This window comes from Terrabacter sp. GCM10028922 (assembly GCF_042666095.1).
Lineage (GTDB): Bacteria > Actinomycetota > Actinomycetes > Actinomycetales > Dermatophilaceae > Terrabacter.
Genome location: NZ_JBHTFG010000013.1, coordinates 1 through 22,573, shown reverse-complemented (window position 1 = coordinate 22,573; position 22,573 = coordinate 1). Strand labels below are relative to the sequence as shown.

Below are 22,573 nucleotides of genomic sequence, written 5' to 3'. Positions count from 1 at the left end.
GGATGTCGAGCCGGCCTGTCGACGAGGCGTTCGTCACGTCGAGAGGCGGCCCTCAGCTGATGTCGGCGCGCAGGGTCCGCCACGTGCCGAGACCAGCCATGACGGCGGCATACGCCATGAGGACGAGCGCGCCCGCCCACCAGGACAGCTGGTCGATGGGCTGGCCGTCGAAGCCGCCACCGGTGGTGTCGAGCATCGCGCTCGTGGCGCGGCTCGGGAGGTACGGGGAGATGCTCTTGCCCCAGTCGGTGACGGCGAGCACGAGGCCGAGGACCGGCTCGACGATCCACGCGACGGCCACCGAGATGAGCAGCGCGGCCACCTGGTTGGGGATGAGGATGCCGGCACCGAGGCCGATGAGCGCCCACATGCCGAGGACGAGCAGCGACAGCGCCAGGGTGCGCCAGATGGAGGGGTCGGCGAACGGCTGGTGCCCCTTGGAGGTGAGCACCAGCGTGCCGGCACCGACTGCGCCGGCCAGCGACAGCACGCCGTAGAACGCGCCGATGGCGAGGAGGGCGATGACCTTCGCCGCCATGACCCGGCCCCGGCGCGGGATCGCGAGGAACGTGCCGGTGATCGTCTGGTGGCGGTACTCGGAGCCGATCGTGAGGACACCGATGGCCAGGGTGAGCAGGTAGCCGACCTGCAGGCCGCCGGTGAACACGGCCTTCGCGAGAGCCACGTCGGTGCTCGGGACGGCCGCCCCCTGTGGACCCTGCACGGCGTCGCTCGTGAGCACGAACGCGAAGAGGACCGCGAACGCCGCCCCGCTGAGGAGGACGGCGATGGCCATGCCCCACCACAGGCGTGTCGTGAAGATCTTGCGGAGCTCGGCCCGCACCGCCGCGGTCATCGCGCGCCCTCCGCGGAGTCGCCGGCGTGCCGGACGGCGGGCACCGGGTCGGCGGGCACCGGGTCGGCGAGCAGTGCGGGGTCGAGCGGCGTCCCCGTGGGCGGCGGCAGGTCGACGAGCGCTCCGCCAGGCGGCGCGTCGAGTCCGAGGTTGCGGTTGCGGTGCTCCTGGCTCTCGGTGAGGTGGAAGAAGAGCTCCTCGAGGTGGGTCTGCTCCCCGCGCAGCTCGTGGATCGCGACGTCGTTGGCGTGCGCGACGTCGCCGACCACGGCGAGGTCCTCGGTCGTCACCTGCAGCCCCCGCCCCTTGGGCGTGACGGTGAGGCCGCGCAGGCGCAGGGCGTCGGCCAGGCGGTCCGGGTCGGAGGTGCGGACGAAGGCCGTGGGGTTGCCGCGCAGCTCGGCCACCGTGCCCTGGGCCACCCGGCGACCGTTGGCGATGATGACGACGTCGTCGACCGTCTGCTCGACCTCGGAGAGCATGTGGCTCGAGATGAGCAGCGTGCGTCCCTCGTCGGCGAGCTGGCGCAGGAAGCCGCGCAGCCAGCGGATGCCCTCCGGGTCGAGGCCGTTGGCGGGCTCGTCGAGGATGATGACGCGCGGGTCGCCCAGCAGGGCGGCCGCCAGCCCGAGGCGCTGGCGCATACCCATCGAGTAGCCGCCGGCCCGCTTGCGCGCTGCGGCGGGGATGCCCACGAGCTCGAGCAGCTCGTCGACGCGCCGGTCGGGCACGCCGGCGACGGCGGCCTGGACCCGCAGGTGGTTGCGGCCCGTGCGGCCCGGGTGGAAGTTCGTCGCCTCGAGGGCCGACCCGACGACGGTGAGCGGGTTGCGGATGTCGGCGTAGCGGTGGCCGTCGATCGTGGCCGTGCCGTGGGTCGCACGGACGAGACCGAGGAGCATGCGCAGGGTCGTCGTCTTGCCGCTGCCGTTGGGGCCGAGGAAGCCCGTGACGCGGCCGGGCGCGACGTCGAAGTCGAGGTGGTCGACGGCGGTGAAGGAGCCGAAACGCTTCGTCAGGCCGCGCACCTCGATGTGCCCGGCGAAGTCCGGTTGTCCGCTCACCACCGTGCTCCTTCTCTCGGCCCGGCCGGGTCCCGCCGTGATGGGCCCAACTCAACCACACGGCATACGCCCTCCACACGCAGGCCGCGGCGGGGCCCGCGGACCTCCAGGAACGCCGGGTGCTCCTTATAGTGGGCCCCACCATGACCTGCCTCCGCGACCAGGTCCCGGGTCTCCCGGGGCTCCCGAACGCCCCTGCCCGACGGGTGGCTCGCCGGTGACCGAGTGGCTGCTGGTCCTCGGTGCCGTCCTGCTCACTGCGGGTACCGCGATCTTCGTCGCCGCCGAGTTCTCGCTCGTCGCGCTCGACCGGCCCACCGTGCAGCGTGCGATCGACGAAGGTGACGCGCGCGCCCGTGTCGTGCTCCAGTCCCTCAAGCAGCTCTCGACGCAGCTCTCTGCGGCTCAGGTCGGCATCACCATCACGACACTCGTCGTCGGCTACCTCGCCCAGCCCTCGATCGGTGTGCTCGTCTCCGGGCCGCTCGGCGCTCTCGGCCTTGGCTCCGGGGCGGTCGAGGCGGTCTCCAGCACCCTCGCCCTCGTCCTGGCCACGATCTTCTCGATGGTCTTCGGCGAGCTGTTGCCCCAGTTCCTCGGCATCTCGGCGCCGCTGGCGACGGCCAAGGTGGTCGCCCTCCCGGTCCGCGTCTTCGCTGTCGTCGCGCGGCCGCTGATCGTCGTGCTCAACGGGTCGGCGAACGCCTTCCTGCGCTCCATCGGGATCCAGCCGCAGGAGGAGCTCTCCGGCGCGCGTACGCCGCAGGAGCTGGCGAGCCTGGTCCAGCGCTCCGCCGAGGCCGGCACGCTCGACGTCACGACGGCCAGGATGTTGACGCGCTCCCTGGGCTTCGGGGAGCGCACGGCCGACGACGTCATGACGCCGCGTGTGCGGTGCACCGGCATCCACCGCGACGAGTCCGCAGACGACGTCCTCCGCCTGTCGCGACGAACCGGCCACTCCCGCTTTCCCGTCCTCGGCGACGACTGGGACGACATCGACGGCGTCGTGCACGTCAAGAAGGCGATGGCGGTGCCGCACGAACGACGCAAGGACGTGCCCGTCTCCGCGCTCATGTCCGAGCGCCTCGTCGTGCCGGAGACCATCCGCCTCGACCCGTTGCTGCGTGACCTGCGCGAGGGCGGGTTCCAGATGGCCGTCGTCGTCGACGAGTACGGCGGCACGTCGGGCATCGTGACGCTCGAGGACGTCGTCGAGGAGATCGTCGGCGAGGTCTCCGACGAGCACGACCGCAGCCGCCAGGGTGGGCGCGAGCTCATCGACGGCTCCTGGACCGTGCCCGGGCTGTGGCGACCCGACGAGGTGCGCGACGCGTTCGACGCCGACGTCCCCGACGGCTACACCTACGAGACGATGGGCGGCTTCGTCATGACGCGTCTCGGCCGCGTGCCGGTGGTCGGTGACGTCGTCCGGGTGCCGGGGTGGCGGATCAACGTCGTCGGCATGGAGGGACGCCGGGTCGACCGGCTCCGGTTCGTGCCGGACCCGTCGTCGCTGCCGCCCACCGACGCCGACAAGGGATCGGCCGGACCGAACCCGCGGAACTCGCAGGAGGCGCCGCACCGGCCGGCTCGCGGGGCGGGGGAGGCGTCGTGAGCGGGACCTGGGTCTACGTCGTGTCGCTGCTCCTGCTGCTCGGCAACGCCTTCTTCGTCGGTGCCGAGTTCGCCGCGATGGCCGTGCGCCGCTCGACGCTCGAGCCACTCGCCGACGCCGGCAGCATGCGCGCGGCGTCCTGCCTGCTCGCGCTCGAGCGGCTCGGGTCGATGCTGGCGACCGCCCAGCTCGGCATCACCGTCTGCTCGGTCGGTCTCGGGGCGCTCGCAGAGGCCGCCCTGCACCATCTGCTCGAGCCGGTCTTCCACGCGTGGGGACTGCCCGACGCGTGGGCGAGTGGCGTCGCCCTGGCCCTCGCGCTGCTCATCATCAGCTACCTGCACGTCGTCGTCGGCGAGATGATCCCGAAGAACCTCGCCATCGCCGGACCAGACCGTGCGGCGCTCGTCCTCGTGCCGCCGCTCTTCTGGATCTCGAGGATGCTGCGTCCCGTCATCCTCGCCATGGAGACGGTGGCGAAGGCGCTCGTCCGGCTCTTCCGCGTCGAGCCCAAGGACGAGATCGCCTCGGCGTTCACGGCCGAGGAGGTGGCCCACATCGTCGGCGAGTCCCGGCGGGAGGGCCTCATCGAGGAGGAACGGCACGGCCTCGTCGCCAAGACGCTCGAGTTCTCCGACAAGCTCGCAAGCGATGTCGCCGTCGACACGGGGTCGCTGACGACGGTCGAGCTGGGAGCGACGCCGGCGGACATCGAGCGGCTCGTCGCCAAGCACGGCTTCTCGCGCTACCCGGTGCGGGACGCCGCGGGGGAGATCGCCGGCTACATCCACCTCAAGGACGTCCTCTACGCCGACGACGAGCGCCACGAGCAGCCCATCCCGCCCAAGCGGGTCCGGCGCCTCGCGACGGTGCGCGAGGGGGACGAGATCGAGGACGTGCTCGCGACGATGCAGCTGACGGGCGCGCACCTCGCCCGGGTCATCGACGACGCCGGCGAGGTCACGGGTGTGGTGTTCCTCGAGGACGTCCTCGAGGAGCTCGTCGGCGAGGTCACCGACACGACCCAGCGCTGACCCGTCAGGGAGCTACCCGGGCGGCGCGTCCGCGTCGGTTCGCGCGCTGGGCCCGCTGCGCTCGAGGTAGTCGAGGTATGCCGTGCCGCGCGGTGACAGCTCGTAGCCGACCTCGTGGCTGATCGTCAGCCCGAGGGCCTTGAGCTTGCGGATGTCGACCTTCATCGGCAGCAGCTCGCAGCCGCGGAGAGCGGCCAGCTCCTTCGAGACCACCCGTGGGTTGTCGCGGATCCACGTCAGGATGTCGCGCGTCCACGGACCCGCCGGCCGTGCATCGAGCCGGGCGAGTCGTGTCGCGATCTGGCGAAGGTCGTCGTCGCCGGGAACGCTGTCGCGCAGTGCGACTCGCGGGTCCTCGCCCGCCCAGCTGAGCTTGACGCGATAGACCGTGTCGCCGCCGCGGCCCCCGCGCGGAGACGGTTTGCGGTCCTTCGGCGACAGGAACCTCTGGAGGGTGGCGAGGTCCTTGACGCCCGCCTTCCTCGCGTCGCGCTCGGTGAGTCTCGACGGGTCACGGACCCTGCTCACCGCGTCGAAGCGTACGAGCCCGGCCGATGTCAGCTGGAGACCGCCGACCTTGACCCGTGGGGCGTCCCAGCGCCGGAAGGCCTGGGTGACGGTGCCCGCGCGGATGGCCTCGGCGACGGGCTTCGAGATCAGCACCGAGCCATCGTTGCACGCACAGAGGCAGGCGACCCTCAGCGGGCGGCTACCGGCGTTCGGCGGTCAGGCACGCCATCGGGACGGTCAGCTCGAGCGCGCCGCGCCGGGACGCGAGGGCGTCGAGGTGCTCCTCGAGAGCCCCGAGGACGCGGTCGGCATCCCGGCTCGGCACGACCGCCCGCCAGCCCCGGACGAACGCGAGGCGTACGAACCAGTGACGGAGCAGCGCGCGGCCGTCCGCGAACCGCATCCTGAACGAGTCCCTCGCGACGTCGACGACCGTCAGACCTGCCCGCCTCAGCTGCTCCGTGGCGGACTCCACCGTCGAGCGGTGCAGCTCCTGCGCCTCCAGCGCCCCCTGGTGCTCAGCGAGACCGAGCTCCGTGAGCACATCGCGGTAGGCGGCGTACAGCTGCTCCATGTGGCCCACGAGGTTCGTCGTCGTCACGAGCCGGCCACCGGGGCGCAGCACGCGGGCGCACTCACCCAGGACCGTCGCCGGGTCGTCGAAGTTGTTGACGCCCAGGTTCGACACGACGACGTCGACCGACGCGTCGGGCAGGTCCAGCGCGTCAGCCGGCGCGACGACGAGCTCGACGTTCGTGAGCCCGAGAAAGGCCACCTTCGAGGCGAGCCGGTCCATCGACGCCTCCCACGGGTCGACGGCGACGATTCGTGACTCCGGGCCGCATCGCTGCGCCAGCTCGACGGTGAGGAAACCGGTGCCGGCGCCGACGTCCACGACCGTCTGCCCCCGACGCAACGGGACCCGGTCGAGCAGCATGAGCCCGAACGGCGCCGACCAGAGCGGCAGCTCGTCGTAGTGCGCAGCGACCTCGGGCGCCGACCAGTCGATCTCCTCGTGGGTGGGCATGGGCCCATCGTGGCAGGGGCCGCGTTCCCCGGGGCTTGCGAGAGTCGCGTCTGCGAGGGCTCCTGTCTGCGCCGGTGCACGTTGGTGCGTGGGGCTCGCTCTGATGTGACTGGTGGTGCGGCGGTGCCCCCGGCAGGATTCGAACCTGCGCTCCCGCCTCCGGAGGGCGGTGCTCTATCCCCTGAGCTACGGGGGCGGCGCGCACTTTCGTGCGCCCGGTGAGATTAGCAGCAGAGGCGGCGCATCGCTGAATGCGCCCCCCGGGGTCGAGCCGGCCGAGCGGGCCGAGCCGCCCCTCGTAGACTCGCGCCATGACGCCGGAGCAGCTGCGCGCCCTCCTCGAGGACGTTGCCGCCCAGGCAGCCCGTACCGGCGAGCTCCCCGACGAGGCAGAGGCCGGCCCGCCCGCCGGGCCCCTGTTCCGCCCGACCGACGCGCGCACGGCCGGCGTCGTCGCCGACTGGGTCACACCGGTCGCCCAGCGCTGGGCCCCGCAGATCGACGTGCGGCCCCGTGACCTGGCGCGCGTTCTCGCCCGGGGCCTGACCCAGCAGAAGCCCGTCGCCGCCGTCGAGGTCGCGCCGAGCGGCCTCATCGCGATCACCCTCGAGGACCTCGCCCGCTCCGCCATCGTCCGCCGTGTCCTCGAGGAGCAGGAGACGTACGCCCTCGCACCCGGCCGCTCCCACTGCGAGCTCACCGAGCTGCCCGGGAGCCGGCTCCCCGACGACCCGGTGCACGCGGCCCAGCGCTCGCACGCGAGGCTCTGCCGGCTCATCCGCAACGCGGAGGCCGCCGGGGTGGAGCGGCGGTCACCGGCGCGGCTCGCTGAGCTGACCCACGTGGCCGAGCGGCACCTGCTCGTCGCACTCGCCGACCTTCCCCAACGGCTCGATACCCATGTCGGCGACACGGTGCAGCAGCGCCGGGCCGTCACCGACCTGGCCTCGCTCGCCGACGCCTGGGACCACCCCCTGCGACCCGCGACGGTGGGGGCGCAGGTGCAGTCCGTCCACGGGGCACGGATCGTCCTCGCCGACGCCGTCCGCATCGTCTTGCGCAATGGACTCGAGCGCCTCGGCGCCGCGGCCCCGGAGAGGATGTAGCAATGCGCGCACACGAAGCCGGAGCGCTGCACGCGGAGGGCTACCGCGGCCCGGCGTGGCTCCAGACCCCCGTCGACGTCAACGCCCTGGTCCCGTCGCTGTGGGCGACGTCCGTCGGGCGCGGCAGCGGCGGCGTCCTCACGGTCGGAGGCGTGAGCGTCACGGAGCTGGCGAGGGAGTTCGGCACACCGGCATACGTCATCGATGAGGACGACTTCCGTTCTCGCGCAAGGGATTTCAAGCAGACGTACGCCGAGGTGTTCGACAGCCTGTCCGGTGCAGCCGATGTGTTCTACGCCGGCAAGGCGTTCCTCTGCACCGAGGTCGCACGCTGGGTCCACGACGAGGGCCTGCACCTGGACGTGTGCACGGGGGGCGAGCTCGCGGTGGCGGTGCGCGCGGGAGTGCCCGGCGAGAAGATCGGGATGCACGGCAACAACAAGAGCGTCGCCGAGATCCGCGCCGCGCTCGAGTACGGCGTGAGCCGCATCGTCATCGACTCCTTCGACGAGATCGAGCGCGTCGCCGACGTCGCGACCGAGCTGGGCGTCGTGGCGCCGGTCCTGGTCCGCGTCACCGTCGGGGTCGAGGCGCACACGCACGAGTTCATCGCGACGGCGCACGAGGACCAGAAGTTCGGCCTGTCGCTCTCGGGCGGCCATGCGTTCGAGGCGGTCCGCCGCATCGTCGCGCGGCCTGAGTCGCTTCGGCTACTCGGGCTGCACAGCCACATCGGCTCACAGATCTTCGACACCTCGGGGTTCGAGGTCTCGGCCCGGCGAATCCTCGGTCTGCACACGCAGGTCGCCAGGGAGCTCGGCGTCGAGCTGCCCGAGCTCGACCTCGGCGGTGGCTTCGGCATCGCCTACACGACCGAGCACGACCCCCTGCCGCCGAAGAACCTCGCCGCAGGCATGGCCGAGATCATCGAGCGCGAGTGCCGGGCCGACGGTGTCGCCGTGCCTCGGATCTCCGTCGAGCCGGGTCGCGCGATCGCCGGACCCAGCACCTTCACCCTCTATGAGGTGGGCACCGTCAAGCCGGTGGACCTCGACGGCGGCGCCCAGCGCGTCTACGTCTCCGTCGACGGTGGCATGAGCGACAACGTCCGCACCGCGCTCTACGACGCCAACTACTCGTGCACGCTCGCCAACCGCGCCTCGACCGCAGACCCCGTGCTCGCGCGCGTCGTCGGCAAGCACTGCGAGAGCGGCGACATCGTCGTCAAGGACGAGTTCCTGCCCGCCGACGTCGCTCCCGGCGACCTCCTCGCGGTGCCCGGCACCGGCGCGTACTGCCGGTCCCTGTCGAGCCAGTACAACCACACGCCGCGACCGCCGGTCGTCGCCGTGCGTGACGGCAGTGCCCGGGTCATCGTCAGGCGCGAGACCATCGACGACCTGCTCGCCCTCGACGTCTGATGTGTCCTGCAATTCCTGCGCCGGGCATGTCCGGATCGCGAAACAATGACCGTCCGGCACCCGGACAGACGGCAGGATTCGCACCGTGGACAGCGCCGTGAGTGACCCCAAGCCGTTGCGCGTCGCCCTGCTCGGGGCCGGCGTCGTGGGTGGAGCGGTCGCTCGCCTGCTCACCGAGCACGCCGACGACATGGCCGCCCGAGTCGGCGCGCCACTCGTGATCACCGGCATCGCCGTACGGCGCTCGGGCCGCGACCGGTCCGACCTCGGCGTCGACCCTGCCCTGTTCACCACCGACGCCGACGAGCTCGTGACCAGGGCCGACGTCGTCGTCGAGGTCATCGGCGGCATCGAACCGGCCCGTTCGCTGATCCTGCGGGCCATGGAGCACGGTGCTTCGGTCGTGACGGCCAACAAGGCGCTCCTCGCCGAGGACGGCCCCGCCCTGTACGCCGCGGCCGCCGGGTACGGCGTCGACCTCTACTACGAGGCTGCGGTCGCGGGCGCGATCCCGCTGCTGCGGCCGCTGCGCGAGTCGCTCGCCGGCGACGAGGTGCGCAAGGTGCTCGGCATCGTCAACGGCACGACGAACTACGTCCTCGACAAGATGGACACGACCGGCGCCGGCTTCGACGACGCCGTCGAGCAGGCCCAGGCACTGGGCTACGCCGAGGCCGACCCGACAGCCGACGTCGAGGGTTTCGATGCCGCCGCGAAGGCGGCCATCCTCGCCTCGCTCGCGTTCCACACGCGCGTCTCGGGCACCGACGTCTACCGCGAGGGCATCACGGAGGTCACGGCCGCCGATGTCGCAGCCGCCCGTGAGATGGATGCCGTCGTCAAGCTCCTCGCGATCTGCGAGCGTGGCGACAAGGGCGTCAGCGTTCGAGTGCACCCCGCGATGATCCCGAGGTCCCATCCCCTCGCCGGTGTCCGCGAGGCCTTCAACGCCGTCTTCGTCGAGGCTGATGCGGCCGGGCAGCTGATGTTCTACGGCAAGGGCGCGGGCGGCGACCCGACGGCCTCTGCCGTGCTCGGTGACCTCGTCGCCGTCGCGCGTCACCGGGTCGGCGGCGGCCTGGGGCCGGGGGAGTCGAGCTATGCCGACCTGCCGATCCTGACCATGGGCGACGCCCAGACGCGGTACCACATCAGCCTCGACGTCGAGGACCGGTCGGGTGTGCTCGCCCAGGTCGCGGCGGCCTTCGCCGACCACGACGTGTCGATCGAGACGGTGCGCCAGCATCTGGTGGCCGCCGCGGACGGCGAGACCGCCCGGGCCAACCTCATCATCGTCACGCACACCGCGAGCGATGCGGCCCTCTCGTCCACGGTCGAGCGACTGCGCACGCTCGACGTCGTCCGTGGCGTCAACTCCGTGATGCGCGTGGAAGGTTCCTGATGGCCCACCAGTGGCGCGGCGTGATCCGCGAGTACGCCGACCGCCTCCCGATGCTGGAGGGTGCGCCGGTCGTCACGCTCCACGAGGGCGGCACGCCTCTCATCCACGCCGCGAAGCTCTCGGAGCGCGTGGGCGCCGAGGTCCATCTGAAGTACGAGGGCCTCAACCCGACTGGTTCGTTCAAGGACCGTGGCATGACGACCGCGATCAGCGTCGCCGCCAAGAAGGGCGCCAAGGCCGTCATCTGCGCGAGCACGGGCAACACGTCCGCGTCGGCGGCGGCATACGCCACGAAGGCCGGCATGGCCTGCGGCGTGCTCGTGCCCGACGGCAAGATCGCCATGGGCAAGCTGAGCCAGGCGATCGCGCACGGGGCGACCCTGCTCCAGGTGGACGGCAACTTCGACGACTGCCTCACGCTCGCGCGCAAGCTCGCCGAGGCCTATCCCGTCGAGCTCGTCAACTCGGTCAACCCGGCCCGCATCGAGGGCCAGAAGACCGCGTCGTTCGAGGTCGTCGACGCCCTCGGCGACGCGCCCGACATCCACTGTCTCCCGGTCGGCAACGCCGGCAACATCACGGCGTACTGGCGTGGCTACCGCGAGTACTCCTCCGACCCCTCGGTCAGCGACCTGCCGGGCCCGGCGACGCACCTGCCCGTCATGTGGGGCTTCCAGGCTGCCGGAGCCGCACCGATCGTGCTCGGCCACCCCGTCGACCACCCCGAGACCATCGCCACGGCCATCCGGATCGGCAACCCCGCATCCTGGGAGCAGGCGATCGCGGCACGCGACGAGTCCGGCGGCCGCATCGATGCCGTCACCGACGAGCAGATCCTCGACGCGCACCGCTACCTCTCCTCGGAGGAGGGCGTCTTCGTCGAGCCCGGTTCGGCGGCCTCCGTGGCCGGCCTGCTCGCGAGCCACGCTGCAGGCCTCGTGCCGTCGGGTGCGCGCATCGTCTGCACCGTCACGGGTCACGGGCTCAAGGACCCCCAGTGGGCGCTGCGCACTGCCGACGGATCAGAGGTCGTGCCGACCCGCGTCTCGGTCGACGCCTTCTCTGCCGCCCAGGCCCTCGGCCTCGAGGGCTGAGCGCGTGAGCCGGGTGCCCGCGGGCCGGTCCGTCCACGTGCGCGTGCCGGCGAGCAGCGCGAACCTCGGCCCCGGCTTCGACTCGATCGGCCTGGCACTCGGCCTCTGGGACGACTACGTCGTGACGACGTCGGACACCGTGGGGCTGCTCATCGAGGTGACCGGCGAGGGTGCCACCGACGTGCCCACCGACGAGGGCCACCTCGTCCACGCGACGATCCAGCACACGTGGCGCAGCCTCGGCGTCGACCCGCCGGCAGGACTGCAGATCGCGGCCACCAACGGCGTGCCGCACAGCCGCGGCCTCGGCTCGTCCGCGACGGCCATCGTGGCGGGTGTCGTTGCCGCGCAAGCGCTCTCGCACGCCATCGAGCCGAATGCCGGATGGCCGGCTCCCGGCGAGGACGTGCCGGTCGACCTCGGGCTGGCGACCCACGTCGCGAGTGAGCTGGAAGGGCATCCCGACAACGCCTCGGCCAGCGTCCTCGGGGGCCTGACGGTGAGCTGGATGCCCGACGGGACCGGGCTCGACCACGGCGAACGCACCGTCACGGCGCGCATCGACCCGCACGTCGACGTCGACGTCGTCGTCTTCGTTCCCGAGACCCAGCTCGCGACGCGGACGGCTCGCGCGGTCCTGCCCGCGACCGTCCCGCTCGCCGCCGCGGCAGCCGGCGCCGGCCGCGCGGCACTGCTCGTCCACGCCCTCACCGCCGACCCGAGCCACCTGCACGCCGCGACGCGGGACTGGTTGCACCAGGAGGCCCGCCGGCCGTCCTACCCGGAGACGATGGCGCTCGTCGACCACCTCCGCTCGCAGGGCCATGCCGCGGTCGTCTCCGGAGCCGGTCCCAGCGTCCTCGTCCTCACGACGCGTGCGGCCCAGGCCGACGTGCAGGCGGGGCACCTTGCGGCACACTGGGAGCGCCTCGTGCCCGGGGTCCCGGCGCACGGAGCCACGGTGCAGGTCCGCTGAATCTCGACACCGGGGGTGTGCGACGCAGGTCCGCGAGCCGCCGGGTGGTATCCTGAGCGCGCGCCACATGCCGCGTCATCGCAGGCCGGCGCACCCACCCCCACACTGAGGCGCAGACATCTGCCTCTGGGCGCGTTCTGCGCCGACGTGGATCTCACACGGCCAGGTCATCTGGTCCAAGTCCGGCCCGCAGGAATCTCCCGGGCCGCAAACGAGGGGGAAGGATCCTTCGTGTCAGAAACAACCACCCGTCCGCTCTCTGGCCTGTCCGCCATGAAGCTGGACGAGCTCAAGGGTGTCGCGTCGTCGATGGGCATCACCGGGACGACCAAGATGCGCAAGAGCGACCTCGTCGAGGCCATCAAGGCCCGTCAGGCGGGCGGCTCGTCCGCTCCCGTCTCCGATGCGGCCCCCGCTCGTGCGTCACGCCGAGCCAGCCGCCCGGCCGGCTCCGCCGCGGCGACCGAGACGCCGGCCGAGGCGCCGGCGTCCACGCCGGACTCCGTGCCGGTCTCTGCGGCGGCCGTCGAAACGCCGTCCGTCGACGTGCGGGAGCGTGCACGCCGCGCCGAGGGCGACGGTCGGCCGGCCGGACCCGTCACCGAGCGGGTCGAGCGCACCGAGCCCACGGAGCGCACCGAGCGCACCGAGCCCACGGAGCGCGCGGAGCGCACGGAGCGCACGGAGCGCACGGAGCGGCAGGAGCGCTCCGACGACCGTGCCGAGGGCGGTGACGACCGCGAGGGTCGCCAGCGCGTCCGGCAGGCCGACCGCTCCGAGCGCCGTCAGCAGGGCGACCGCCAGGCCGAGCGTGCCCAGCAGGACCGTCAGCAGGATCGTCAGCAGCAGGGCACCCGTGACGGCCGCCAGCAGGGTGAGCGCCAGAACGACCGCCAGTACGACCGCGGTCAGCAGGACCGTCAGCAGGACCGTCAGCAGGACCGTCAGCAGGACCGTCAGCTGGACCGCCTGGACCGTCAGCTGGACCGTCAGGCGGGCGATGCCGGCGACCAGAACCGCGGGCAGCAGTCGCGCTTCGACGACGACGACCGTAGTGGAAGCCGCCGCAGCCGCAACCGCCAGCGCAGCCGGGACCGCAAGCGCGGCCGCGGTCGGGAGGGCGGTCAGGACTGGAACGAGTCCGAGGTCCAGGTCGGTGACGACGACGTTCTCGTGCCCGTCGGCGGCATCCTCGACGTCCTCGACAACTACGCGTTCGTCCGTACGTCCGGCTACCTCGCCGGCCCGAACGACGTCTACGTGCCGCTCGGCATCGTCAAGAAGAACGGGCTGCGCAAGGGCGACGCCGTCACCGGTGCGGTCAAGGCGCTGCGCGAGGGCGAGCAGCCGTCGGGCAACGTCGGCCGCCAGAAGTTCAACGCCCTCGTGCGTCTCGACACGGTCAACGGCATGACGCCGGAGGAGGCCGCCAAGCGCGTCGAGTTCGGCAAGCTGACGCCGCTCTACCCGCAGCAGCGTCTGCGGCTCGAGACCGAGTCGAACGTCCTGACGACGCGGATCATCGACCTCGTCGCCCCGATCGGCAAGGGCCAGCGCGGCCTGATCGTCGCCCCGGCCAAGGCCGGCAAGACGATGATCATGCAGACGTTGGCCAACGCCATCACGACGAACAACCCCGAGTGCCACCTCATGGTCGTCCTCGTGGACGAGCGTCCCGAAGAGGTCACCGACATGCAGCGCGCCGTGAAGGGCGAGGTCATCTCCTCGACCTTCGACCGGCCGGCTGAGGACCACACGACCGTCGCGGAGCTCGCGATCGAGCGCGCCAAGCGTCTCGTCGAGCTCGGCCACGACGTCGTGGTCCTCCTCGACTCGATCACCAAGCTCGGTCGCGCGTACAACCTCGCCGCCCCGGCGAGCGGACGCATCCTCTCGGGAGGTGTCGACTCGGCCGCGCTCTACCCGCCGAAGAAGTTCTTCGGCGCGGCGCGCAACATCGAGAACGGGGGCTCGCTCACGATTCTCGCCACGGCTCTGGTCGAGACCGGCTCGAAGATGGACGAGGTGATCTTCGAGGAGTTCAAGGGCACCGGCAACATGGAGCTTCGCCTCAACCGCGATCTCGCGAACCGCCGGATCTTCCCGGCCGTCGACATCAACAGCTCCGGCACGCGCCGCGAGGAGATCCTCCTCGCGAGCGAGGAGCTGAAGATCATGTGGAAGCTGCGCCGCGTGCTCGCCGCGCTCGACCCGCAGCAGGCGATCGAGCTGCTGATCGACCGCCTCAAGAAGACGAAGACGAACTACGAGTTCCTCACGCAGGTCCAGCAGACGAGCAGCTCCAGGCTCGACGACGAGTCCTGACCGATCGCGGAGAGGGGACGGTGCCACACGGCACCGCCCCCTTTCGGCGTTTCCTGGGCTATTCGGGTGATTTGTTCCTAAAATGGAGATCCACTCCCGACGTCACGATGGAGAGCCATGTCTGCGCCTGCCGGCGACCCCGATGCCAGCCCCGTCCGTGTCCTCGTGGCCGATGACGACGCAGACATCCGCGACCTCGTCGAGTTCAAGCTGACGCAGGCGGGGTATGCCGTCGAGGCCGTCCCCGACGGCGTCAGCGCCTGGGAGGCGTTCTCCGCCAACCCGCCGCAGCTGGCGGTCCTCGACGTCATGATGCCGGGCCTGTCCGGTATCGACGTCCTGCGCAAGATCCGTGAGAGCGCCTTCGCCGGCGTCCCCGTCCTGCTCCTCAGCGCCAAGTCCCGCGACTCCGACGTCGACACCGGTTTTGCGGTCGGCGCCGACGACTACGTCATCAAGCCGTTCAGCCCACGCGAGCTGCTCCACCGGGTCAACGGCATGCTCGCACGAGCTCGATGAGCGACGTGGTCCCGTGATCGTCGGCACGGCTCTGCTCCTCGGCGCGACGATCGCCGTGCTCAGTGCCTGCCTGCTGCTGATCCTCGGGGTCGTCGCCGTCCGCGCGCGCCGGCACAGCCGCAAACAGCGTGACGAGATGCTCCTGGCACCGCTTCGCCCGCCGCTCATCACGGTCGCCTCCGGCGAGGACGACGACGGCAGCGCCGCGGAGGCGCTGACGTGGGCGACCGGTGTGTCGCGGACCGTGCTCGACCGCTACATCGTCGACATGCTGACGAAGATCCGCGGGGGGCCCGCGGAGCAGCTCGTCCAGGTGCTCCAGGTGCACGGGGCCGTCGATGCGGCGGTGGGAGACCTGTCGAGCCGTTCGTCCGTGAAGCGCGCCCGGGCGGCCCAGCTGCTCGGTCTAGCCCGTGCGGGCCACACCGTCCCGCTGCTCGTGGAGGCGCTGCGCGACGAGTCCGTCGAGGTCCGCAACAGTGCTGCCTACGCCCTCGGCCTCATCGGCGACGCCTCGGCGGCCGGCCCGGTGCTCGCGGCCATCGGCCTGCCAGACCGAGGACTTCCGGCGGCCACTGCCGCGGAGGCGCTCCAGTCGATGGGCGTCGGCATCGCCGACGTGCTGCGCGAGGGCCTCAACGACGCCAACGCCCGCACCCGCATGGTCGCGGCCCATCTCAGTGGCGAGCGCAGCTTCACGCGAGGCCTGCCCGAGCTGCGGCACCTGCTGGCGCACGACCCCGACGTCACGGTCCGTGAGACGTGTGCGGTTGCCATCGGCCGACTCGGCCGGGCTGAGGACGCCGCCGTCCTCGCGCGTCACACCGGCGCCACCGAGCCCCTGCCGCTGCGCCGGGCCTGTGTGACGGCGATCGGAGAGCTCGCAGAGCCCACGGCGGTGCCCACGCTGGCCGGGTTGCTCGGCGACCCGGATCCCCGTCTCGCCGAGCTCGCGGCCAGTGCCCTGATCGTGATGGGTTCCGACGGCCGCGACGCGCTCGCCGGCCACGAGGACGACGCCGCGGTGAGATCGGCTCGGCTCGTCGCCGACCTGCAGAAGTCGGCTGCATGAGCCGGGACGGCTTCATCGAGGGCCTTCGGTCCTTCGTCATGTGGGTCATGGACGTCTTGAGCGTGCCGATCCTCGTGTACTTCGTGCTCATCAACACCTCGCTGCTGACGCTCATCGTGCTGGCCTACCTCGAGTTCCGGGCCCAGCACCGGCGCCGCGCCACGGCCTTGTCGTGGCAGGGCGCCGGGCTCGCCCCCGGGGTGTCCCTGCTCGTGCCGGCCTACAACGAGGAAGCCGGCATCGTCACGGCGGTCAAGTCGTTCCTCACGCTCCGCTACCCCCGGCACGAGGTCGTCGTCATCGACGACGGCAGCACCGACGAGACCTTTGCGCGGCTCGAGGAGGCCTTCGACCTCGTGCCCGTGCCGCGCGAGCTGCCGCGCGAGATCCCCGTCAGGGCGCGTGTCCTGGGCGTCTTCGTGCCACGAGACGGTCGCACTCGCCTCGTCGTCGTCCGCAAGGAGAACTCCGGCAAGACCGAAGCGCTCAACCTGGGCATCAACGCCGCGAGCGAGCCGCTCGTCGCGATGCTCGACGGCGACTCGATCCTCGAGCCCGACGGGCTCCTGCACGTGACCCGCCCGTTCGCCGACGACCCCACCCGCATGGTCGCCACCGGGGGAGCCATCCGCCCGGTGAACGGCAGCCGCGTCCTCTCCGGGCGCATCGTCCGCGTCGAGATGCCCCAGACGTGGCTCCCACGGATCCAGCTCGTCGAGTACCTCCGCGCCTTCCTCCTCGGGCGCACCGGCTGGTCGCGGCTCGGCGGCCTCATCCTCATCAGCGGCGCCTTCGGGCTCTTCCGGCGCGACGTCGTCGTCGAGGTCGGAGGCCTCGACCCGGGCACCATCGGCGAGGACTTCGAGCTCGTCATGCGCATCCACAAGCGCCTGCGCGACGAAGGCCGCGACTACCGGATCGAGTTCGTCCCCGAGCCGGTCTCGTGGACCGAGGTCCCCGTGACCGCCAAGGTGCTGCGCAACCAGCGTCGCCGCTGGCACCGGGGCCTCTGGGAGACGCTCTGGGCGTACCGCACGATGCTCTTCCGCCGCAGGTACGGCCGCATCGGCTGGGTCGCGCTGCCGTACTACTGGCTCTTCGAGCTGCTCGCCCCGCTCCTCGAGCTCCTCGGCATCATCATCGTGCCGCTCGGGCTGCTGCTCGGGGTCGTCAACGTTCCCTTCGCCGTTCTCTTCCTCGTCCTGGCCTACGGGTATGCCGTACTCGTCACCCTCGCCGCGATGGTCGTGGACGAGTGGGCCTTCCACAAGCACGACCGGTGGCGTGCGATCTGGCAGACCGTCGCGTCGTCGGTGCTCGAGAACATCGGCTACCGCCAGGCCACCGTGTGGTGGCGCCTCGAGGGGTTGTGGGCGAGCCTGCGCCGCAAGAAGCACGTCTGGGGTGTCATGACCCGCACCGGCTTCGACGAGGACCCGGCATGAACGGCGGGTTTCCGGCCGTCTGGCGGGGCTCCGTCGCCAGCCAGATCCGGCTCCTCATCGGCGTCCTCGTCATCCTGGTGCCGATCGGAGCCATCATCTCGGTCGCGACGATCCAGTCACAGAGCAAAGCGGTCCGCGCGCTGACCCTCGCCCTCGGACCCGCCACCGAGGCCAACAACGCCGTTCTGCTGGATATGACCCGCGCCGAGAGCTCCTGGCACGAGGTGACGTCCGGCAGGCGCGCGCACGTAGACCCCTTCAGCCTCGAGAGCACTGTCCGGGACGACCTCGCCCGCGTGGCGTCCGGCACCCAGAGTCGCGAGCTCAACGAGGCCGACCGCACGCGGTTCGCGGTGCTGCTCGATCGGGAAAGCGATGCGGTGGCCGCCTGGTTCAGTTCCGCCCGCGCAGCTCTGAAGGGCCGACCCGCCAACGCGCCGCTTCCCGAGGCGGAACGCACCCAGACGGAGACGGCCTACGCGACGTTCGTCGAGGCCAACGACACGGTCAGCCGCACCATTCAGGCCCAGCGCAACGCCGCGAGCGTCGGGGCGCGCGATGCCACGGGCACCACCTCGGACGTCATCATCGCCGTGGCGCTCTTGGTCGTCCTCGTCGTCGTCGCTGCGGGCTTCGGCATGCAGCATGCCGTCGGCCGGCCCCTCGCGCGGCTGCGAGAGGTCGTGCGGCGGCAGGCCGAGAACGACGTCATCGCCATGGCCCACCAGGAGGAGGGCGCTCTCGAGGTGCGGATGCTGGCCCGCGACTTCAACGACCTGACCCGCGCCAACGCCCGCCTCGTCGACCAGCAGGCCGCCGTCCTCGAGATGCAGGAGCTCGTCCTCGACGTCGGCCGCGGCGCACGCGCGGCCGTCGACGTGCCAGAGGCGCTCCAGCGGGTCTGCTCCAAGCTCGGCGCCGGCCTCGGCGCCGACCGCGTCCTGCTGTACACCCTCGCCGAGGACGCCCAGACCATCGACGACCGCCACCAGTGGCACGTCGACGACCTGCCCGACCTGCCGCCGCTGCCGCGGTCGCTCGCCCAGCAGGTTGGGGTGGTCAACGAGCAGCTGCGCCACGACGCCGGCTTCTTCGACCTCGGCGACCTGCTCGCCCACGAGGCCTACGACGACGAGCGGGCCCGGGCCTTCCACCGTGCGACCGGCGCCCGGTCGCTGCTCCTGCTGCCGGTCGGCACCGGCGGCCGCGGTCTGGGCATCCTCGCGGTGCTCATGGTCAACGCGCCGCGACGCTGGCACCGGCACGAGATCCAGGCCGCGCAGCAGTGCTCGGCCATCGCCGCCCAGTCGATCGTGTCGTTGCGCCTGTCCCAGATGCAGGACGAGCAGGTCCGGCGGCTCACCGAGCTCGACCGTCAGAAGACCGACTTCATGGCCACGGTCAGCCACGAGCTGCGCACCCCGCTCACCTCGATCAGCGGCTACCTCGAGCTGCTCGTCGACGGCGACTTCGGCGAGGTCTCCGATGGGCAGCACGTGGCGCTCGACATCATCGGGCGCAACGCCACCCGTCTGCGCGGACTCATCGAGGACCTCCTCGTGCTCAACAAGATCGAGATCAGCGGCCTCCAGGCGGTGTCCGAGGAGGTCGCCGTGCGCGACCTGCTCCGCACCGTCACCGAGACGATGGAGCCGGTTGCGGCCGGCGGTGGGGTCCGCCTCATCTGCCCCGACGTGCCGGAGGAGCTGCGCGTGAAGGTCGACCGCGGCCAGGTCGAGCGCGCGCTCATCAACCTCGGGTCCAACGCCGTGAAGTTCACGCCGGAGGGCGGCGAGGTCGTGCTCTCGGCCGAGCGCTCCGGCGCATCGACGGTCATCTCCGTCCACGACACCGGCATCGGCATCCCGGCCGCCGACCTCGCGCGCCTGTCGGAGCGCTTCTTCCGCGCGGGCAACGCCACGGCGGCCGCGATCCCCGGCACGGGGCTCGGGCTCGCGATCGTGCGCGCCATCGTCGAGGGCCACGGCGGCGAGCTCGTCATCGCCTCGGTCGAGGGGGAGGGCACGACGATGCAGGTCGTCCTGCCCGTCGTGCAGCCGGCCACCGTCCCCGCCTAGCTAGCCGCAGCTGCCCTTCGGCGGCTCGTCCAGCTGCTGCGTGACCGTCCAGCCGGTCGCGTCGTCGTGGACCGACGCCGCCACCTGAGCCCTGGGGTTCTGGTGAGTGCCGCGCGCAGTCGAGCGCGGCGTGGTCGGCTCCCCGGTGCGGGCGTCAAGCGACCAGCGCTCACTGGTCCAGACGGGGGTGCCGATGGTGCTCGCCGCCCTCGACTCCCGGTACCAGGCGGTCACCGTGACTGCCCGGGCGTCGAGCCGGATCTCGAGGTCGTCGGGCAGTGCCGGACGGGTTGGCAGTGAGCGCCACGCCACGGCGTGCGACCCGAGGTCGACGCCCAGCACCGAGCCGTCAGATCCGGGCACCACGACGTGGTCGGCGTCCGCGGCGACCAGCTGACGGCCTCTCCAGGCTCCGACCGGCAGCTCCACCTCTGCCATCGCCCACACTCCCGAGCTCCGTGACCACGCGACGAGCCGGCGATCGTGGACGCCGACGACGCCGCGCTCCGTGACCACTGCCGACATGCGGTAGCCACGGTCGGCCTCCGAGTCCTGGGGCGACTGCGACCACGACAGGCCGCCCCGTGTGCCGTCGAGGCGGTCCGCCGAGACGATCGCGTCGCCCTCCGTCGGGATCCCCACGGCATACCCCTGGACCACGCCCAGCACGTGCTCGAGCCCAGAGGGAGTCGACACGGACCCGGTGGTGACGTCGAGCACGTGCGGGGCGTGGCAGCCCTCGAGCACGACGTGCTCGTTGCTGACGAAGGGGGAGGCGACCACGAGGTCGGCGATGGTCGTCGTCCATCGCACCCGCCCCGACGCGTCCGTCCCGGTGACCGTGCCCGCGCGGTCAGGCGTGACCTCGGGGCACCGGTCGAACGAGCACTCGCCGCCCGAGCAGGCCGCCAGCGCGAGGAGGGCGGCGACTCCGGCGGCAGCCCGGCTGCGGCCCCTGCGTGCCTGTCCGCTGTCCCTCATGAGCGCATCCTCACCGCCGTCCGGTCCCGACAGGTGGAAGACACCCGGAGCGCTGTGGATCGTTGCAGGTCACGACCCGGAACTGCCGGGGCACGGGGAATGCCAAGCGGCCTCCGCGCGTTTTGGGGGAGGTGCGCCTTTCTGGCACACTCTTCCTTTGGACCGGTTCACGGGAGAGCGGCTCCCCAGCGTGAGCAGCGATGACACCGACCCGGCCGACTACCTCGAGGAGACGACGTTGAAGAAGGACCTTCACCCCAACTACGTGGAGACCACGGTCACCTGTACCTGTGGCAACACGTTCACGACCCGCAGCACCGAGACGAGCGGCAAGATCGCCGCCGACGTGTGCTCGCAGTGCCACCCGTTCTACACGGGCAAGCAGAAGATTCTCGACACCGGTGGCCGCGTGGCCCGGTTCGAGGCGCGCTACGGCAAGAAGGCCGCCAAGTAGGTCTCCCGCACGCCGGCTCCCACGACTTCGGTCGTCGGGGGCCGGCGTTCGTTTACCCGTGCACCCCGTGCACCCCGTGCACCCCGCCGCCACGACCGAAGGGCCTCTCCGTGCTCGATTCCGTCCAGTCGATCCTCGACGAGTACGCCGACCTGGAGTCGCGCCTCGCCGACCCGGCGGTGCACGGTGACCAGGACCTCGTGCGCACGCTGAACAAGCGGTATGCCGCCCTGGCCCCGACCGTCGCTGCCGCCCGGGAGTGGAGGGCGGCCGGTGAGGACCTGACCGCCGCGCGTGAGCTCGCCACGGAGGACGAGTCGTTCGCCGAGGAGGTGCCGTCGCTCGAGGCCAGGTTCGCCGACGCGGAGGAGCACCTGCGGCGCCTGCTCGTGCCCCGGGACCCCGACGACGACCGCGACGTCATCCTCGAGGTCAAGGCTGGCGAGGGCGGGGACGAGTCGGCCCTGTTCGCCGGCGACCTGCTGCGGATGTACCTGCGCTACGCCGAGCAGCGCGGCTGGCGCACCACCATCGAGGACGCTACCGAGAGCGACCTCGGCGGCTACAAGGACGTCCGGGTCTCCATCAAGGCCAAGGGGAGCCCGGGTCCTGACGAGGCGCCGTGGGCCCGGCTCAAGTACGAGGGCGGCGTCCACCGCGTGCAGCGCGTCCCCGTCACCGAGAGCCAGGGCCGCATCCACACGTCGGCGGCCGGTGTCCTCGTGATGCCCGAGGCCGAGGAGGTCGAGGTGACGATCGACCCCAACGACCTGCGCATCGACGTCTACCGGAGCAGCGGGCCCGGCGGCCAGAGCGTCAACACGACCGACTCGGCCGTGCGCATCACGCACGTGCCGACCGGTCTCGTCGTCTCGTGCCAGAACGAGAAGTCGCAGCTGCAGAACAAGGAGGCCGCGATGCGCGTCCTCAGGGCGCGACTGCACCAGATCGCCAAGGACGAGGCGGACGCCGAGGCCTCGGCGGCGCGCCGCTCGCAGGTGCGCACGGTCGACCGCTCGGAGCGCATCCGCACCTACAACTTCCCGGAGAACCGCATCTCCGACCACCGCACCGGCTACAAGTCGTACAACCTCGACGCCGTCCTCGACGGCGACCTCGACCCGGTCGTCCAGTCCGCGCTCGACGCCGACGAGGCGGCCAAGCTCGCGGCGCTCGCCGAGGGCGACGGGTCCGGCGCGTGACCGACCTGCGCGACGGCATACGGGCGGCCACCGCACGGCTGCGCGAGTGCGGCGTCCCGTCGGCCGACGTCGACGCGGTCGAGCTCGCCGCGCACGTGCTCGGCGTCGACACGTCCGAGGTGCGCCGGCTCGCCGTGCTCGGCGGCCACAGCCTCCCGCAGACGTATGCCGTCCTCGTCGAGGAGAGGGCGCGCCGGGTGCCGCTGCAGCACCTCACCGGCCGGGCCCACTTCCGCCGCCTGACCCTCGCCGTCGGACCCGGCGTCTTCGTGCCCCGGCCCGAGACCGAGGTCCTCGTCGACCTCGCCCTCGCCGAGGTCGACCGGCTCATCACCCCCACCACCCCCACCACCCCCGCCACCCCCGCCACCCCCGCCGCGCCCACCACG

Annotated in this window: 19 protein-coding genes, 1 tRNA gene and 1 pseudogene; 15 read left to right on the top strand and 6 right to left on the bottom strand. The window is 71.8% G+C overall.

The genetic code is table 11. The annotated features are described in order from the left end of the window. Nucleotides 1-52: 52 nt before the first annotated feature. Nucleotides 53-856: an ABC transporter permease gene (locus ACFQU3_RS13610; protein WP_385910610.1), complete on the bottom strand. Its 804-nt coding sequence runs from the start codon at nt 854-856 to the stop codon at nt 53-55. Continuing rightward, complete coding sequence (locus tag ACFQU3_RS13605; RefSeq protein WP_385910608.1) at nt 853-1,920, bottom strand: ABC transporter ATP-binding protein; 1,068 nt, start codon at nt 1,918-1,920, stop codon at nt 853-855. Before ACFQU3_RS13605 ends, ACFQU3_RS13610 begins: the two co-directional genes overlap by 4 nt. Nucleotides 1,921-2,137: 217 nt before the next feature. Between ACFQU3_RS13605 and ACFQU3_RS13600 the strand changes: the two genes are divergently transcribed. Both ACFQU3_RS13600 and ACFQU3_RS13595 read left to right on the top strand, forming a co-directional pair. Further along, nucleotides 2,138-3,538: a hemolysin family protein gene (locus tag ACFQU3_RS13600; RefSeq protein WP_385910606.1), complete on the top strand. Its 1,401-nt coding sequence runs from the start codon at nt 2,138-2,140 to the stop codon at nt 3,536-3,538. After that, entirely contained in the window at nt 3,535-4,572 is a 1,038-nt protein-coding gene (locus ACFQU3_RS13595; protein WP_385910604.1) for a hemolysin family protein, read from the top strand. The genes ACFQU3_RS13600 and ACFQU3_RS13595 overlap by 4 nt, the downstream gene beginning before the upstream one ends. A gap of 12 nt (nt 4,573-4,584) precedes the next feature. Here ACFQU3_RS13595 and ACFQU3_RS13590 read toward each other — a convergent pair whose 3' ends face one another. The 3 genes from ACFQU3_RS13590 to ACFQU3_RS13580 form a co-directional block, all read right to left on the bottom strand. Next, complete coding sequence (locus ACFQU3_RS13590) at nt 4,585-5,235, bottom strand: ASCH domain-containing protein (protein ID WP_385910602.1); 651 nt, start codon at nt 5,233-5,235, stop codon at nt 4,585-4,587. 46 nt (nt 5,236-5,281) lie between these two features. Then, nucleotides 5,282-6,109, bottom strand: coding sequence for a class I SAM-dependent methyltransferase (locus ACFQU3_RS13585; protein WP_385910600.1), 828 nt, complete (start codon nt 6,107-6,109; stop codon nt 5,282-5,284). A 124-nt stretch (nt 6,110-6,233) separates the two neighbouring features. Beyond that, a tRNA-Arg gene (locus ACFQU3_RS13580) sits at nt 6,234-6,305 on the bottom strand. Between the two features lie 115 nt (nt 6,306-6,420). Here ACFQU3_RS13580 and ACFQU3_RS13575 point away from each other — a divergent pair. The 10 genes from ACFQU3_RS13575 to ACFQU3_RS13530 all read left to right on the top strand — a co-directional run bounded on the left by ACFQU3_RS13575 (nt 6,421) and on the right by ACFQU3_RS13530 (nt 19,547). Further along, the gene (locus ACFQU3_RS13575) at nt 6,421-7,215 is read left to right on the top strand and encodes a DALR anticodon-binding domain-containing protein (protein ID WP_385910598.1); all 795 of its coding nucleotides are present in this window, start codon (nt 6,421-6,423) and stop codon (nt 7,213-7,215) included. Between the two features lie 2 nt (nt 7,216-7,217). Then, the gene (gene lysA / locus ACFQU3_RS13570; protein ID WP_385910596.1) at nt 7,218-8,636 is read left to right on the top strand and encodes a diaminopimelate decarboxylase; all 1,419 of its coding nucleotides are present in this window, start codon (nt 7,218-7,220) and stop codon (nt 8,634-8,636) included. A gap of 85 nt (nt 8,637-8,721) precedes the next feature. Beyond that, the gene (locus tag ACFQU3_RS13565) at nt 8,722-10,038 is read left to right on the top strand and encodes a homoserine dehydrogenase (RefSeq protein ID WP_385910594.1); all 1,317 of its coding nucleotides are present in this window, start codon (nt 8,722-8,724) and stop codon (nt 10,036-10,038) included. After that, the gene (gene thrC, locus ACFQU3_RS13560; protein WP_385910592.1) at nt 10,038-11,132 is read left to right on the top strand and encodes a threonine synthase; all 1,095 of its coding nucleotides are present in this window, start codon (nt 10,038-10,040) and stop codon (nt 11,130-11,132) included. The genes ACFQU3_RS13565 and thrC overlap by 1 nt, the downstream gene beginning before the upstream one ends. Before the next feature lie 4 nt (nt 11,133-11,136). Continuing rightward, nucleotides 11,137-12,108, top strand: coding sequence for a homoserine kinase (gene thrB / locus ACFQU3_RS13555; protein ID WP_385910590.1), 972 nt, complete (start codon nt 11,137-11,139; stop codon nt 12,106-12,108). 273 nt (nt 12,109-12,381) lie between these two features. Beyond that, nucleotides 12,382-14,433 carry a transcription termination factor Rho gene (gene rho / locus ACFQU3_RS13550; protein ID WP_385910651.1) on the top strand — a complete coding sequence of 684 codons (2,052 nt, stop codon included), beginning with the start codon at nt 12,382-12,384 and terminating at the stop codon, nt 14,431-14,433. Nucleotides 14,434-14,550: 117 nt separating this feature from the next. Next, on the top strand, nt 14,551-14,952 hold the full coding sequence (locus ACFQU3_RS13545) for a response regulator transcription factor (protein WP_385910588.1): 402 nt from the start codon (nt 14,551-14,553) through the stop codon (nt 14,950-14,952). Between the two features lie 13 nt (nt 14,953-14,965). Next, a complete protein-coding gene (locus ACFQU3_RS13540; RefSeq protein ID WP_385910586.1) occupies nt 14,966-16,024 on the top strand; it encodes a HEAT repeat domain-containing protein in 1,059 nt (352 codons plus the stop codon). Next, the gene (locus tag ACFQU3_RS13535; protein WP_385910584.1) at nt 16,021-17,469 is read left to right on the top strand and encodes a glycosyltransferase; all 1,449 of its coding nucleotides are present in this window, start codon (nt 16,021-16,023) and stop codon (nt 17,467-17,469) included. The genes ACFQU3_RS13540 and ACFQU3_RS13535 overlap by 4 nt, the downstream gene beginning before the upstream one ends. After that, nucleotides 17,466-19,547 (top strand): sensor histidine kinase, encoded by a 2,082-nt coding sequence (locus ACFQU3_RS13530; protein ID WP_385910582.1) that lies wholly within the window; start codon nt 17,466-17,468, stop codon nt 19,545-19,547. Before ACFQU3_RS13535 ends, ACFQU3_RS13530 begins: the two co-directional genes overlap by 4 nt. Here ACFQU3_RS13530 and ACFQU3_RS13525 read toward each other — a convergent pair whose 3' ends face one another. Further along, the gene (locus ACFQU3_RS13525; RefSeq protein WP_385910580.1) at nt 19,548-20,528 is read right to left on the bottom strand and encodes a hypothetical protein; all 981 of its coding nucleotides are present in this window, start codon (nt 20,526-20,528) and stop codon (nt 19,548-19,550) included. A gap of 238 nt (nt 20,529-20,766) precedes the next feature. Here ACFQU3_RS13525 and rpmE point away from each other — a divergent pair, with 238 nt between their 5' ends. The 3 genes and pseudogenes from rpmE to ACFQU3_RS13510 form a co-directional block, all read left to right on the top strand. Beyond that, nucleotides 20,767-20,982, top strand: coding sequence for a 50S ribosomal protein L31 (rpmE, locus tag ACFQU3_RS13520; protein WP_385910649.1), 216 nt, complete (start codon nt 20,767-20,769; stop codon nt 20,980-20,982). A 110-nt stretch (nt 20,983-21,092) separates the two neighbouring features. Continuing rightward, a complete protein-coding gene (prfA, locus tag ACFQU3_RS13515; protein WP_385910579.1) occupies nt 21,093-22,184 on the top strand; it encodes a peptide chain release factor 1 in 1,092 nt (363 codons plus the stop codon). Then, nucleotides 22,181-22,573: pseudogene (locus ACFQU3_RS13510) on the top strand (peptide chain release factor N(5)-glutamine methyltransferase); the annotation flags it as partial. The gene prfA and the pseudogene ACFQU3_RS13510, both read left to right, overlap by 4 nt.